Genomic DNA, 14,253 nt, shown 5'->3' on the forward strand with positions numbered 1-14,253 from the left:
CCCAAGGAGATCGGCGGGCCCGGCGGGCCGGAACCGACACGTTACGGCGATTGGGAGCGGCGCGGGCGCTGTATCGATTTTTAGGGCTTATCGCGCTCTCATTCGCACCCTCGTGCGACGATCACCCGTCGCGAACGATAAACGTGCGAGCGGTTCCATGTCGCGGGTAAGTTCTAGGGAAAATTAATAAAACATCCGCATGGCGCACCGTCCCCTCTCACCGCACCTACAGATTTACCGGCTTCCGTTCGCCGCAATCTTGTCGATCACGCATCGCCTGACCGGCGTGTTCCTCACGCTAGGGTCGGTGCTGCTCGTCTATTGGCTGGTTGCGATCGCGAGCGGCGAGACCGCCTATCTCGAAGCACAAGCGCTGCTGGGCTCGTGGTATGGATCGCTGGGCCTGTTTTTATGCTCGTTTGCCTTGTATTTCCACCTCTGTAACGGCGTACGTCATCTGTTTTGGGATGCGGGCTATGGCTTTGAGCAGAAAACCGTGGACACCTCGGGACATATCGTGATCGTTCTCACGGTCGTGCTGACCGTCATCACCTGGCTCATCGGAATCCTGTTCTCCGGAGGTCCCGCGTGAGCTTGAAGACCCCGCTGGGGCGAGCCCGTGGTTTGGGATCCGCGAAAACAGGGGTAAGCCACTGGTGGTGGCAGCGAATCACCGCCGTCGCTCTAATCCCCTTATCGCTCTGGTTTGCAGCCTCGATCATCACCATGATCGGCGCGGATTACGACGCCGTCGTCACCTGGATCCGATCCCCGATCGTGGCCGCGTTTCTCATCCTCCTCGTCGTGTCCCTGTTCTACCACGCCCTCCTCGGCGTACAGGTGGTCATTGAAGACTATGTGCACAATGAAGGACTGAAAGTCGCCGTCTTGGTGGGGATCCAGTTCATAATCTCGGCGCTCGTTCTCGTGGCCGGCATTGCGATTCTACGCATCGCGGTGGGGGGGGCGTAACTTGGCGCCGGCCTATCCCATCGTCGAACACCAGTACGATATCGTCGTGGTCGGCGCCGGCGGCGCCGGCTTGCGCGCCACCTTCGGTATGGCGGTAAAGGGGTTGACGACCGCGTGTATCACCAAGGTGTTTCCGACCCGTAGCCACACCGTCGCGGCGCAAGGCGGCATGAGCGCTGCGCTCGGCAATATGGGGCCCGACGACTGGCGTTGGCATATGTACGACACGATCAAGGGCTCTGACTGGTTAGGGGATCAGGATGCGATCGAATACATGTGCCGCGAGGCGGTGCCGGCGGTCATCGAGCTCGAGCATTACGGCGTTCCCTTCTCCCGCACCGAAGACGGCAAAATCTACCAGCGTCCCTTCGGGGGGATGACCACGCATTACGGCGAGGGGGTTGCCCAGCGTACCTGCGCCGCGGCCGATCGCACCGGGCACGCCATCCTGCATACCTTGTATCAGCAGGCGCTGAAGCACAACGCGGAGTTCTTCGTCGAATATTTTGCCTTGGATCTCCTCATGGACGATGAGGGAGTCTGCCGCGGGGTCCTGGCCTGGAATCTCGATGACGGCACGCTGCACCGCTTTCATGCCCACACCGTGGTGCTCGCCACCGGGGGTTACGGACGCGTCTACTTCTCGTGCACCTCCGCCCATACCTGCACCGGCGACGGCAACGCCATGGTGCTGCGCGCGGGACTACCCCTCCAGGACATGGAATTTATCCAGTTTCATCCGACCGGGATCTACGGATCCGGCTGCCTGATTACCGAAGGCTCGCGCGGCGAAGGCGGCTATCTCACCAATTCAAAAGGCGAACGGTTCATGGAGCGTTATGCGCCGAACGCCAAGGATCTAGCCTCGCGCGACGTCGTCAGCCGTTCCATGACCATCGAGATCCGGGAAGGGCGCGGGGTGGGGCCGGAACGGGATCATATCTTCTTGCACCTGGAGCACTTGGGAGCGGATGTCATCCACGAGCGTTTGCCCGGCATCGCGGAGTCCGCGCGGATCTTCGCGGGGGTGGACGTCACTAAGCAACCGATACCGGTGATCCCCACCGCGCACTACAACATGGGCGGGATCCCGACCAACTATCACGGCCAGGCCGTGACGCTCAGGGACGGTGATCCCGATGCGGTCGTGCCGGGTCTCATGGCCATCGGCGAATGCGCTTGCGTTTCCGTCCACGGCGCCAATCGGCTGGGGTCCAATTCGCTGCTCGACCTCATCGTGTTCGGACGCGCGGCGGCCAACTACTGCGCGGCCCATATCCAACCCGGGCAGGCTCACAAGCGGCTGCCAGAGGGAATCACCGAAGCCGTGCTGACACGCTTCGATCGACTGCGTCACGCGCAAGGATCGCGACCGACCGCGAAGATCAGGCTGGACATGCAACGCGTGATGCAGGACCACGCGGCGGTTTTTAGGAGCGCGGAGTTGCTCGACGAGGGAATTCACAAATTCAAATCCATCCGAGAGTCATTTTCCGACGTGCGGGTATCGGATCGTTCCCTCATTTGGAACACCGATCTGGTGGAAACCCTGGAGCTTGATAATTTGCTGGGACAGGCGATCGTGAGTATCGGCGCGGCTCAGAACCGCACCGAGAGCCGCGGCGCGCATGCGCGCGAGGATTATCCTCGACGCGACGATGAAAACTGGCTCAAGCACACGTTGACCTGGCTCGATGAACGCGGCGAGACGCGCTTCGACTACCGGCCGGTGCACCTGCGTACGCTCACGGATGAAGTCAAGGTCATTCAGCCCAAAGCGCGCGTGTACTGAGAGCTTGTGAAAAAATCTGCTGCGCTCGGGATTTCGCGTTCCGGCGGTGCTCGGAATCCTCATGTATTTCAATATACACTCCGGTTGCTCGCCCCATCCTTGGGACTCGCCCCTTCGGGGCTTGCGCTCCGTTTCGCTCCCGGCGAAACCGTCTTGCGCTCCGGCGCAACGCGACCTCCCATCGCTCGCAACGGTTTTTTCACAACCTCTGACGATATCAACAACCTGATCGGCGAGGGACAGCGATGCGTGCCATGAAATTGCCAATCCTTGAGAATATCGAGGCGGGAAAACATTTAACCGCGCCGGCGGGCGCGCGGCGGGTCAAACGTTTTAAGGTGTACCGCTATGAACCGGATTCCGGTAAGCCGCCGCAATTGGATAGTTTCGATATCGATCTGACCCGCTGCGGCCCGATGGTGCTGGATGCACTTATCTACATCAAAAATGAGCTCGATGCCACGCTGACCTTCCGGCGCTCCTGCCGCGAGGGCGTGTGTGGCTCGTGCGCGATGAATATCGATGGATCCAACACGCTGGCATGCACCAAGGCCATCGATGACGCCGAGATGGACGTTTCCGTCTATCCCCTGCCGCACCTGCCGGTGATCAAGGATCTGGTGCCCGATATGACGCATTTTTATGCCCAGTACGCCTCGATCAAACCCTGGTTACAGGCGGACACACCGCCGCCCGCCCGCGAGCGCTTGCAAACCAAGGAAGACCGCGCCCAACTTGACGGGCTGTATGAATGTATTCTCTGCGCCTGTTGCTCGACGAGTTGTCCGAGTTATTGGTGGAGCGGTGATCGTTTTCTCGGGCCTGCTATTCTGCTTCAGGCCTACCGCTGGATCGTCGACAGCCGCGACGAAAACACGGGCGAGCGCCTCGATGCGCTCGAAGATCCGTATCGCCTGTACCGCTGCCATACGATCATGAATTGCACCAAGGCCTGCCCCAAGGGCCTCAACCCGGCGAAGGCGATCGGGGAGATCAAGAAATTGCTGCTAACGCGAGCGCTGTGAGACCCCGTTAAGGAAGCTCTGCAAAAGTTACTGCGCAGCCCATATGCTTTGTCGCGTGCTCGCTCGTCGCTCGCCTATCTACCTGATATGTCTCGCGACTCGCTCCGCGGCTTCGCGCATCTGGACTTGCTCGCGACACTTTTGCAGAGCTTCCCTAAGTTCGTGACTTCGACCAACCGGCTCCGATGGCGTTGCCGGCGCGGGATGCGCGAGCTCGATATCGTCCTTGAAAGATTTCTCGATCGCCGCTACCACCAGCTAGCCGAAGCCGATCAACGTTGCTTCGCCGAGCTGCTCGACCAAGCGGACCAAGACATCCTGGCGTGGTTGCTGGGAACGTCGCAACCAGGTGATCCAGTTTCCTCGAAGCTGATCGACGAGATCCGATCGACCTCGGGCCAGCCCTGACCTGCGATTCGCGCCTTGCTCTGGCGTAGTGTGGTAACATCACATCGCGGTGTTTATTTCCCTGGAGATAGCCTGTTACGCGGATCTGAAAAGGGGAAGGTATACTTGCGGTGCAAGATACTCACGTCTTGAATGTTGAACAAAACGACGCCAATAAACCCACACACCCTCTCTCGCCACGAATTAGATGTAGGGTGGGATAGCCGCGCTGTTTGCGGCGTAACCCACCAACCCGTCGGCCGCAGGCCGACACCTTGCCATGTCGGAGAAAGTCTAGGCGCTGTGGCCTAAGCGCCTGTAGGCTCATGTTGTCTGCAATCACGTCATGCGGAATCAGCCGGTACTCCCACGCTTTGCCGCCATTCTCTTTGCTGTGCGCGGTTGCAAGTTCGCACCAGCGCAGGGCGGCGGCCTTCTTCGCCAAAACCTCATTGCTGGTCAGTTCGTTCTTGGCTTTGGGTTCCAGCATGATGATCTTGTCCTTTGTCTCCGCGACAAAGTCGGGCTGGTACTCGTTCTGCTTGGCGCCCAATTTGTAGAAGAGCTGGAACTGGCCCTTAGCGGGCTTGAACCACTTCAGCGCTTCCCGTTCCAGGATGATCGCCATCTTGCGCTCAGCGTCGGACTGAAATTTCTGAAACGAATAGAGACACCGGTTGAACCCGCCAAAGACGAGCTGACCGATCTTGCCCTTGTCTGCGACAGCCTGATGCACGTCCTGGACCTTGTCCGCAGCGACGGCCGTGAACGCGGAGGGTTTCAGGGTCGTAAATCCCTTTGTAACAACCACCTCGTAGCCCGCAGCCTTTTCCCAGTAGTGCGGCTGCATTTGCACGTGGATGAATTCGGCGATCTGCCGCTCGTGGTACTGCAGCACGTTGCGGGTGTCGTCTTCGGAGAGATAACCCCGCAAGTGTCGCGTAACCTGACCGGCAAGGTCATAAAGAAGCTCTGCGTGATCGTCGTAAGAGATATCGTCGAAGTCCACCAGTGCGCGGACGACGTAGTCCTCCAAGCGCTGCTCGCGGTACTGCGCGTTAAGTGCACTCAACGTGTCCTGCTGGCGCGTTCGCAGGTGCTGGATCAGCAAGTCCCGCGTGACGGGTTGATAGTTGATCCCTGATAGATCGAGCTTGAACGGCTTGAAGCCGACCGTCACCTCGCCTTTCGGCACTACGAGGATGCGGGGAATATCAATGGTCTGTCCGACAACAAGCTCCGTGGTCTTGGCGACGATGCTCTTTATGTCCGGCGGCTTGGAAATTCCTTCCAGCTCTTGTTGCACCGGCTTGTAGGCCGCCGCCACCTCCTTGATCATCGCTGCCTGCACGTCACGCTTCAGCAGCGCCACAGAACCCGGCAACGACTCGTGCCGCTTGATCACCTCATAGGCGATTTGCGCAACCTGCTGCTCGGCTTCGGTCTTGAACACTGGCGCAGGCGTCTTCACGCCCGGCGTTGCGCCCGCTTCGGCGGGTTTGCCGATCTGGTGCAGGACATTGGACTGTGCCACCACTGTGACCGTCTTCTGCAAATCACTGGTCGGATCCAGGATCACCTTCTGCAGATGGATCACCGAGCCCGGCCTGCTGGCTTCATCAATGATTTCCTGGAACCTGTCGTGGGCCACGATGTTGAGGCGGTCAACAGCATTCACGCCTGTCTTCTGCCCATAGGGGAGGCGCAGCCCACGGCCGATGGACTGTTCGATGAGAGTGCGTGCATTCGCCGCGCGCAGGGGCACAATCGTGTAGAGGTTGGTCACGTCCCAGCCTTCTTTGAGCATGTTGACGTGAATCACAACCTCCGTCGGCTCCTCGGTCTTCTCGATGGCCAACAGCCGCTGGATCATCTCGTCTTCTTCCGCGCCGGTCTTGCTGGAATCCACCTGGATGACCTTTTCCCGGTAGCGGCCCTCAAAAAACTTGTCTGACTGGATCAACTTCAGCAATTGGCCGGCGTGTGTCGTGTCGCGGGCGATGACAAGCACAAAAGGCTTCACGATGGGCTGATCGTTCTGTCGTGCGTACGTCTCCAACTCCACCTTCACGCTCTCGTGCAGCCGAATACCGTCTTCCAGCTTGATCTGCTCCAGCCGCTCGGCGGAGAATTGCCGCGGATCAAAGTTCTTCTGCGTGACCACCGCGGGCTCTTTAACAAAGCCATCCGCCATCGCCTTGCTGAGCGGATAGTCGAAGATGACGTTCTTGAACGGCACCGCGCCGCGGGCGCCTTCTGTAAATGGCGTGGCAGTGAGCTCTAGTCCCAGGATCGGCTTCAGTTCATTGATCGCCCGCACACCGGCCGAGGCCCGGTAGCGGTGCGACTCGTCCATGATCAGCACCAGATCCGGCAGACCTGCCAGATAGTCGAAGTAACTCTCGCCGATGTATTCGGACAGCCGCTTAATGCGGGGCGCCTTGCCCCCGCGCACTTCGGAGTTGATCTTGGAGATGTTGAAAATGTTGATGCGCACGCCACCGAATAACAGCCCGCTGGCCGGGTCGTGCTGGTCGTAGTTGTCGCCCGTAATCATGGCCGGCGGGTTCACAGAAAATTCGGCAACACCCTTGAAAACATACTTGGGTGTGTTCGGCGTGAAGTCCGCGATCAGCTTGTTGTAGATCGTCAGGTTGGGCGCCATCACAAAGAAATTGTTGATGCCGTGCGCCAAATGCAGATAGCTGATGAACGCGCCCATGAGCCGCGTCTTGCCGACACCCGTCGCCAACGCAAAGCAGAGCGACGGAAATTCTCGCTCAAAGTCCGTAACGGTCGGGAACTCGCTGCGGACTGCGTCCAGCGCAGACTGAACGTCGGCGCCTCTTCTCGGCGGCACGATCTCCGTGATCCGATCAAGAATCTCCAGCGAGCGCCGCTGAGGCGGCCTCAGACTCAGGCGGCCCGCAATGGCGTTGACCTGGTGATTCACTTGGCTCGCTATTGTGCGAGCTTCGCGGGCGAAACGCGCACCCACTTACCGTCGCGTGCGATGACCACCCGCGTCTTGGTGCGCAAGGCGGTCTCACGGGCACGCTTGGCTGCCCGCTTGAGTGCGACCAGCGAATTCCGCAGGTCGGGGTCACGCGCCTGCTCAATGCTCTTCGGGTTCATGGCATTTCTCTCCAGTCCATCAAAACCGGCTCCGCGCCGGAATTGTCGTAAAGCGCCCAGGCGTCCACCAGATCACGATATATGCGGTCAAAGTTCCGTCGGCCCGACACAAACCGGCGCCGGACAACACTATCGGGTACATGATGACCGCCCTGCCGCACACGCTCCGCGACTCGTGCGATGCCCAGCTCAACCAACGGCAAGGCAAGAAAATACAGCGTGACATGATAACCGGCCGCTCGCCAGCGGGGAATGCGGCGCGCGTAAGTCACGCCGGATAATGTCGTCTCGAAGGCAAAACTCTCACCCTTCTTCTCGAGCTCCGCTAGGGCCTCCAGCATGAGCCGGCCAGCCTTCACTGCCGCGAGTTCCGGAGCAAAAGGCGACAACCCGGCCGCGATCAGGTCCACATTGACGAACTGCGGGCAGTCCGCCTCGTTCGGCAGGAATTCGGTGGCGAATGTCGTCTTCCCCGCCCCATTCGGCCCCGCAATTATCAGGATTCTCTTGTGCGTCATGGCCTATTTCCGCCACCAATGTCGCCAAGATCCAAGGAGATCTGACCCGGCTTGGGCGGCGCCTTGGGGAGATTCTCCACTTGCAGGCTGTAATCGTCGTGTCCCCATTCACAGCGCGCTACCACCTGTTTCGGAATCTTCTTGACGGTGAGGTTCGGATACCGGTCTGGCTTCCCGCGGAAGGCGGTGCACAGCACGAGTAGGGCCCGGTCCGCCCCTACTTCATCGCTCAGTTGTTGAAGCTGGTCGTGACTCAGATTGGCGGTCGTGACGTAGATGAAATCCCGCTCCGTGGAATGACCATGCTGCCAATACACAGTGTCACTCGGAGCGTACTGGAAGCCTTCCAGTTTGCACAGCGCTTCCGCTAGCATCTCCGCCTTGTATTCCTTGTTGATGACCCAGTTGCCCCACTTGTCTTTTTCCAGCAGTGACGGCGCGAGGTGGAAGTAACGGAACCCGCCGCCGCCTTTCCAATTCATGGCATCCGTGATGCCGCCGGGGTCTTCGCCGTCGATAACTTTCTGCAGGCGAGGAATGACGTGCGTGTGGCAGTGCTCACCCAGCTCCACCATGAGCCAGCGGCGGCCCATCTTATGGGCAACGGCGCCAGTGGTGCCGGAGCCAACGAAGGAGTCGAGGACGAGGTCGCCTGTAGCGGTCGAGATTGTGAAGATACGTTCGATCAGACCCTCAGGCTTGGGCGTAATGAACAAGTCCTCTTCGCTTGGCAACAGCTCTTTGAGATGCTGCTTCGCTGCCTGATTGTGTCCCACTTCCTGGTAGGTCCAGATGGTCTCCGGCACAACACCAGCAAGCACGTCGGTGAGAAACCGCTTCATGGCTGGAACGTTGTTCCCGTCCTTGCCCCACCAGATGCGCCCTTCCTTATCCAACTCTGTGAGACGATCCTTTGACACGCGCCAATACATACCTTGTGGCGGTCCCGGAATGATCCGCCCCGACGGGCATGTGATCGGATAGCGCCCAACGCTGTAGTAGTTGCGGGCCGACAGGTCGCCTGCCTTCCACGGCCCTCGCGGGTCGCTATCCAGATTCTTGTATGCCTTGTCTTGCTGTTCTGTCCGTGGCAGTAAATTGCGCTGCCACCGCGAGGAGTCCTTGGCGTAACAGACCACGTAGTCATGGTTCTCCGAGAGAAACTTGGCTGAGCTCTTCGGCGAATACACCTTCTCCCAGATCACGGTGGCAACAAAGTTCGCTCGCCCAAAGACCTCATCCATCAGTACTCTCAAATACGGCATCTCGTTGTCGTCAATGCTGATCCAAATAGAGCCATCCGGCGTGAGAAGTCGCCGCAACACCTCCAAGCGGTCACGCATCAGCGAAAGCCAGAGTGAGTGCTCAACACCGTCGTCGTAGTGCGTAAAGGCCGAACCAGTGTTGTACGGCGGGTCGATATAGACGCACTTCACCTTGCCCGCAAACTCCTGTTCCAGCGCCTTCAGCGCCAGCAGGTTGTCGCCGAAGATGAGGCGGTTGTCGAAGATGTCCTCGTCTGTTACGCGATGCTTCGCGTGATACGACCTCTCCGGGTCTTCAAGCAGGATGCGCGGCTCCAGCTTAGGCCGCGTTTCCTTCCCGATCCAGGTGAGTTCAAGTTTTTGTTTTGATCCCGTCATGATCGCTTGGGTGATGCCCCGACCTTAGTCTTTGCTGCGGAATCAAAGAGTTCGTCGTTGATAGGCGACCTGAGCCGGTCGTTGTTCAATAGTTTCAAGAGCAGCTCAAATGTCGCTACGTCAGCAACGATCTGGCCGTTTTCGACTTTCAATCCCCATCCTTCCGAAGCGTTGACCTTGATTAGCCGCTGAAGATAGTCGGGCTCCTTGTAGTAGCCTGCCTTACGGATTGACGCCAGCTTTCGAAGGTAGTGAAGGTTGTCGCCCACTAACGAGCGAACCACAGCAACATTACTCAAGATACCTAATGATTCCAACTCTCCAAGAATCTCTCCACCGTGCGCCTTCATTCCCTCGCGAAAGTTCATTGCGCTCTCAAAATCTCGTTTGCTAGCAATAAATGTCACGCCGCCGAATACAAAGAAATCGAAATTAGGGTCAATCAGAAACACTTCTTTTTCATCTAGGTCGGTGAGTCGCTGATTCAGGAATAGCAGTGCCTTCCTGGAGTGAACGGCTTTAGGCTGGCTCATCGAGTTGATCTTTCGCCAAGCGTAGAAGCGCTCTTTTCCATGCTCGAACTCGAGCACATACGCCCACGAGTTCAGAAGTTGGTTGTGCTCCGTAACGCGGCCATTCTCGAATCCTTCTGAAATTGCCGATTGCACTTTGACTATTGCGTTTTCCACCTTTAGAAAGTCTGTAGCGTCGGACTCCAGCGTGAGAAGAACATCGTCGGTATCGGCATTAGTGAAATCGTATTCGGCCAGATGAAACTCTTTGCTCTGCACCTGGTTGCGCACGTATTGCTTGAGGCGCTTCTCCAGTTTCGGGTCGATATCCACGCGAAGCACGTTGTAGCTCGCTTCCCTCTGAATCACTCTCCTCTTAACGATCCAGAAAACGACGCTCCATCTTGCTAAGTCCGCGGAGCGGAGGTTTTTGAACGCTCGTAACGATTTCGTAGTCATGTTTTCACTCTGAGAACCTACGTAACCTCCACGGCCACATACAGATAGTGCGAAAGCCTTTCTAACCGGCACGTCGTCCCGATCCACCAACGGCTTTTTCGATAGAACCATGGCTTGTGTTTCGACGGTGCCGCGCTTGAACGTGCAGTCGATCAGCATGTAACCCGCAACCGCGAGCACGGGATTCACGAAGACGGTCTGGGTTCGGTATGCGATGGCGAACGTCATGCCGAGAAAGATCAGGAGGCAGAGCATCATTTGCCAACTGCCCAGATCAACCCGAAGGAACGAAAGGACATACGGAATCGTATAACCAAACATCTCTCCGGATTTGTTCGAGGCCTTTGAGACCTCCACTACCAGCCCGCCTTGAACCTCACGAACGGCGCGCAGAATAGCGGCAACGGAAAGTCCCGCAATGAATAACAGCGCTGCCGCAAGCCAGGGGTGCTTCGGCAGCATTGTCTCGGGGTCGAAGTCCTGCACCACCAGAATCACCAGCAGCGGAGAGTACGCGCTGACAAACAGCAGCAGTGATGCCCACAATCGGAGCCGGAGTGAGGAATCTTGGCTGGAAGCATTCATGCTGAGCAGTTAGCCGCTCATCGCAGAGTCCATCGGATGCTGAAGAGTTCGCGCAGTTCCGTTTGATGTTGCAACTTGCCTTCAATCTGAGTAATCAACTCATCACGTTGCTTGTCTACTTTGTCTTGCGCGTCAAAGAGCGAGCGCCGTTTCTCACTGCGCTGCGTTTCCAGCGCCTTGATCCGTTTTTGCCCGTCGAGTTTCTCCTCCAAAGTTGGCGCTGTGGTCGCGATGCGACGTGCTTCTTTTATCTGACGGTCTAGCTCCTTGAGTTCACGTTCGAGCCCCAGTTTGATGTCCTCCGCCCAGCCGTCAAGTTTGTCGGCTTCGGCCTCGAAGAAGCGGCCATTGCGTTCCGAGATTGTGCGCCGGATGTCGGCCTGCCGGCGCTCGACCATTTCTTCGATGAGCGGCGCTTTGGTTCCGGCACCGTCTTCGGACGGTAAGGGGATTGCTGAGCCGGGTAACGAAAACAGGCGATGCGCGGCTTCTTCATCCAACGGCTGGCCAGCGTCTGTTATGGCGGCAATAATCAGGTGATCCTCGGCCTGCTCTAAGGACTCCACCATAAACAACGACAGGGAAAGATGGCCGCTTTGCCTGCGCAGCGGCTCCAGAACGCTGATCTTGCCTTGGTGACCGCTGTAGCTGAATTGAATCTCAACTGGCGGCAATTCGCGACCCTTTGCCTGGGCGATCACTGCTTCCGCCAGCGGGTGGTTCAGACGATAGGTAAGCGCCTCACCGGATCGGCGTGGCAGCTCGTAAAGACCCAATGGAATTTCGCCGGCAAACGGCGAAGCACGCAGACGGAATGAGGAGTCGTCGGGAAATTCGGCGTGCTCTTTCAACTCGTGCCGGGTCAGGCGCATCAGAAATTGCTCAAAGCGAGTGAGCACGGCCCTGGAGGCTTCATCCTGCACACGAAGCTTTTCACGCACTTCGTCGTCGAAGTTTTCCAGAAGCTTTCGGCGAGTGGTGGTCATCGCCTGGTTGATTTCGAGGTTGAGTTCCAGCTGGAGTTGATCGAAAGCAGTCTTGATCTCTTCGGTTTTCCGGCAGCGCTGGTAGATGTCGTTGATGCGCTTCTCAAAATCCACGCCGGACTCGATGGTGCCCAGGACCTCATCGCTTGCGCCGAAAACGCCTTCGAAAAGTTGAAATTTCTCCGAGAGGAGTTGGAAGACTCGCTGGTCGGCCTCATTCTTCCGATTGAGAAAATTCACGACCACCACGTCGTGCTTCTGCCCATAACGGTGACAGCGGCCGATACGCTGCTCGATGCGCTGTGGGTTCCACGGCAGGTCGTAGTTCACCACCAGCGAGCAGAACTGGAGGTTGATGCCCTCCGCACCCGCCTCCGTGGCGATCATGATCTGCCCCTGCTCCCGGAAATAGTCCACGAGCGCGGAGCGCATATCGGCCGTGCGCGATCCGCTAACGCGGTCGGTGCCTTGATGACGCTCCAGCCAGGCGGCGTAGATTTGCTTGGAACGATCATCCGTGTTCGAGCCGTTGAACAGGACGATGCCGTCCTTCCAGGGGCTGTCTGCCAATACTCGTACCAGATAATCCTGCGTGCGGCGGGACTCGGTGAAGATGATGGCCTTCTGTTCAGCCTTGAGTTCCGTGGCCTTTTTCATGGCGATGCGGAGCGCTTTGAGCAGAGCCTTGCCCTTGGCGTTGTGATCTATGGATGTTGCGAGGCGGGCGAATTCGTCGAGATCGGCGATCTCGGCTTCGATGGCCTTGCAATCTTCGTCCGACAGCAATTCCGGTGGCTGATCCTCGTCCCACTCTTCCGCGGTCTCGTTCAGCGCCTCGTAGTCCTGATTGAGTTCGTCTTCCAGCGGTTCCGGTGCATTCTGCTTGCGGAGCTTGGCTTTGAGCCGATTTGAGATTGAGGTGAGCGCACCGGCAATGGCGAAGGTGGACGATGCGAGCAACTTGCGCAGGACCAGGGTCATGAGCGAACGCTGACCGGATGGCAGAGCTTGCAGATTCGGACGCCGCAAGTATTCGGAAACCAGCTCGTAAAGACGGTCCTCGCCTTCTTCAGGAGTGAATTCTTCCACCAGCGGCAGTCGGCGCGTGTATGAAATGTAGGCCGTTACTTGCCGGCGAAGGGTGCGATGGCAGACGGGCCGAAGGCGTGCTTTTAAGGCATGAAAGACCTGCTCCTGGGACAGGTTGGCGAACTGTTCGCGAAAGCTTTTGAGATCGCCGAATGCGTGCTCGTCAATAATGCTGACGAGGCCGAACAGTTCCAGCAGCGAATTCTGGAGTGGGGTTGCCGTCAGCAGCAGCTTGTGCCGCTCTTTCAACGCCGACTTGAGTGTATTGGCAATGACGTTGGACGGTTTGTAGACGTTGCGCAGCCGATGCGCTTCGTCAATGACGACCAAGTCCCACGGGGTAGTGGCAATATCCGTCGCCTTGGCGCGAGCGAAGTGGTAGGAACAGATGACGATGGTGTCTTTGATTTCAAAAGGACGACAATTCCCTTGCTTGATTGCCTCGTTATAGGGCTTCGTCTCCAATATCCGGCAGGGCAGGAAGAACTTCTCAGCCAGCTCCTGGTGCCACTGCTTGCGGAGATTCGACGGTGTGATGATGAGGATGCGGCGCTTCCGCTCGGCCCATCTCTGGGAAAGAACAAGCCCCGCCTCAATGGTCTTACCGAGACCGAGCTCGTCCGCCAACAACGCGCCCCTTGAGAGCGGCGAGTTGAACGCGAAAAGCGCCGCGTCCACCTGGTGGGGATTGAGGTCGACCTGCGCTCCCGCCACGGCCCCGGCGAGCTTTTCCATGCTGTCCGCTGAACAGCGCTTGGTCAGCTCATGAGCGAAATATTTTGCGTGATAGTCCGTTAATTGCATGACGGCCAACGGCGGGGCCATGAAGGAGACGTCGGCAGTGGGTCAGGCAAGCAGGATGTCGCTGTTCATGTTGCCGCCGCTCATGTTGCAGTGGGCCATGCCGTAGGACTTGCGGATAATGAGGCTGATGCGCGGCGGGCTGCTCTGATGCAGGGCTTCGATCCAATTCATGATCCGCAGCGATGCGAACGAAATCATTTCGCGCTGCTCGTCCAGCCCGTCGGCCAGAAAAAGAAGATCGGGCGCGCGCGGACCTCGAGACTAACGAATAGATGCCCGGCAATGTGCTCGATCACGGGCGGGGCCTTAAGCCGCAAGCGCTGCTTGATATCGTCGGCGAGCGCTT

The 14,253-nt window shown here is 58.1% G+C and carries 13 protein-coding genes; 6 read left to right on the plus strand and 7 right to left on the minus strand.

Features of this window, described 5'->3' with window-relative positions; translation table 11 throughout:
• Positions 1-9 precede the first annotated feature (9 nt).
• The 6 genes from M3436_14330 to M3436_14355 all read left to right on the plus strand — a co-directional run bounded on the left by M3436_14330 (position 10) and on the right by M3436_14355 (position 4,197).
• Positions 10-84 (plus strand): DUF1674 domain-containing protein, encoded by a 75-nt coding sequence (locus tag M3436_14330; GenBank protein ID MDQ3565254.1) that lies wholly within the window; start codon positions 10-12, stop codon positions 82-84.
• A 115-nt stretch (positions 85-199) separates the two neighbouring features.
• Positions 200-592 carry a succinate dehydrogenase, cytochrome b556 subunit gene (gene sdhC / locus M3436_14335; GenBank protein MDQ3565255.1) on the plus strand — a complete coding sequence of 131 codons (393 nt, stop codon included), beginning with the start codon at positions 200-202 and terminating at the stop codon, positions 590-592.
• Positions 589-972: a succinate dehydrogenase, hydrophobic membrane anchor protein gene (gene sdhD, locus M3436_14340; protein MDQ3565256.1), complete on the plus strand. Its 384-nt coding sequence runs from the start codon at positions 589-591 to the stop codon at positions 970-972. The genes sdhC and sdhD overlap by 4 nt, the downstream gene beginning before the upstream one ends.
• A 1-nt stretch (position 973) precedes the next feature.
• Complete coding sequence (gene sdhA / locus M3436_14345; GenBank protein MDQ3565257.1) at positions 974-2,764, plus strand: succinate dehydrogenase flavoprotein subunit; 1,791 nt, start codon at positions 974-976, stop codon at positions 2,762-2,764.
• 254 nt (positions 2,765-3,018) lie between these two features.
• A complete protein-coding gene (locus M3436_14350) occupies positions 3,019-3,789 on the plus strand; it encodes a succinate dehydrogenase iron-sulfur subunit (protein MDQ3565258.1) in 771 nt (256 codons plus the stop codon).
• 87 nt (positions 3,790-3,876) lie between these two features.
• Positions 3,877-4,197, plus strand: a complete 321-nt coding sequence (locus tag M3436_14355; GenBank protein MDQ3565259.1) for a succinate dehydrogenase assembly factor 2 — start codon at positions 3,877-3,879, stop codon at positions 4,195-4,197.
• 121 nt (positions 4,198-4,318) lie between these two features.
• Here M3436_14355 and M3436_14360 read toward each other — a convergent pair whose 3' ends face one another.
• Genes M3436_14360 through M3436_14390 form a run of 7 tightly spaced genes read right to left on the minus strand, consistent with a single transcriptional unit; the run spans position 4,319 to position 14,105 of the window.
• Entirely contained in the window at positions 4,319-7,129 is a 2,811-nt protein-coding gene (locus tag M3436_14360; GenBank protein ID MDQ3565260.1) for a DEAD/DEAH box helicase family protein, read from the minus strand.
• Between the two features lie 8 nt (positions 7,130-7,137).
• Positions 7,138-7,311: a hypothetical protein gene (locus M3436_14365; protein MDQ3565261.1), complete on the minus strand. Its 174-nt coding sequence runs from the start codon at positions 7,309-7,311 to the stop codon at positions 7,138-7,140.
• Positions 7,308-7,829, minus strand: coding sequence for a zeta toxin family protein (locus tag M3436_14370; protein MDQ3565262.1), 522 nt, complete (start codon positions 7,827-7,829; stop codon positions 7,308-7,310). The genes M3436_14365 and M3436_14370 overlap by 4 nt, the downstream gene beginning before the upstream one ends.
• Positions 7,826-9,472, minus strand: a complete 1,647-nt coding sequence (locus M3436_14375) for a site-specific DNA-methyltransferase (GenBank protein MDQ3565263.1) — start codon at positions 9,470-9,472, stop codon at positions 7,826-7,828. Before M3436_14375 ends, M3436_14370 begins: the two co-directional genes overlap by 4 nt.
• Positions 9,469-11,028: a DUF4868 domain-containing protein gene (locus M3436_14380; protein ID MDQ3565264.1), complete on the minus strand. Its 1,560-nt coding sequence runs from the start codon at positions 11,026-11,028 to the stop codon at positions 9,469-9,471. The genes M3436_14375 and M3436_14380 overlap by 4 nt, the downstream gene beginning before the upstream one ends.
• A gap of 17 nt (positions 11,029-11,045) precedes the next feature.
• Positions 11,046-13,928 (minus strand): DEAD/DEAH box helicase, encoded by a 2,883-nt coding sequence (locus M3436_14385; protein MDQ3565265.1) that lies wholly within the window; start codon positions 13,926-13,928, stop codon positions 11,046-11,048.
• A gap of 21 nt (positions 13,929-13,949) precedes the next feature.
• Entirely contained in the window at positions 13,950-14,105 is a 156-nt protein-coding gene (locus tag M3436_14390) for a hypothetical protein (protein MDQ3565266.1), read from the minus strand.
• Between the last annotated feature and the right edge of the window lie 148 nt (positions 14,106-14,253).

The organism is Pseudomonadota bacterium (assembly GCA_030859565.1).
Classification (GTDB): Bacteria; Pseudomonadota; Gammaproteobacteria; order JACCXJ01; family JACCXJ01; genus USCg-Taylor.

Coding starts and splice junctions, on each gene's coding strand:
- M3436_14355 (MDQ3565259.1), top strand. CDS start 3,877: ATGTCTCGCGACTCGCTCCGCGGCTTCGCGCATCTGGACTTGCTCGCG.
- M3436_14380 (MDQ3565264.1), bottom strand. CDS start 11,028: ATGAATGCTTCCAGCCAAGATTCCTCACTCCGGCTCCGATTGTGGGCA.
- M3436_14365 (MDQ3565261.1), bottom strand. CDS start 7,311: ATGAACCCGAAGAGCATTGAGCAGGCGCGTGACCCCGACCTGCGGAAT.
- M3436_14390 (MDQ3565266.1), bottom strand. CDS start 14,105: ATGATTTCGTTCGCATCGCTGCGGATCATGAATTGGATCGAAGCCCTG.
- M3436_14350 (MDQ3565258.1), top strand. CDS start 3,019: ATGAAATTGCCAATCCTTGAGAATATCGAGGCGGGAAAACATTTAACC.
- M3436_14375 (MDQ3565263.1), bottom strand. CDS start 9,472: ATGACGGGATCAAAACAAAAACTTGAACTCACCTGGATCGGGAAGGAA.
- M3436_14385 (MDQ3565265.1), bottom strand. CDS start 13,928: ATGGCCCCGCCGTTGGCCGTCATGCAATTAACGGACTATCACGCAAAA.
- M3436_14370 (MDQ3565262.1), bottom strand. CDS start 7,829: ATGACGCACAAGAGAATCCTGATAATTGCGGGGCCGAATGGGGCGGGG.
- sdhC (MDQ3565255.1), top strand. CDS start 200: ATGGCGCACCGTCCCCTCTCACCGCACCTACAGATTTACCGGCTTCCG.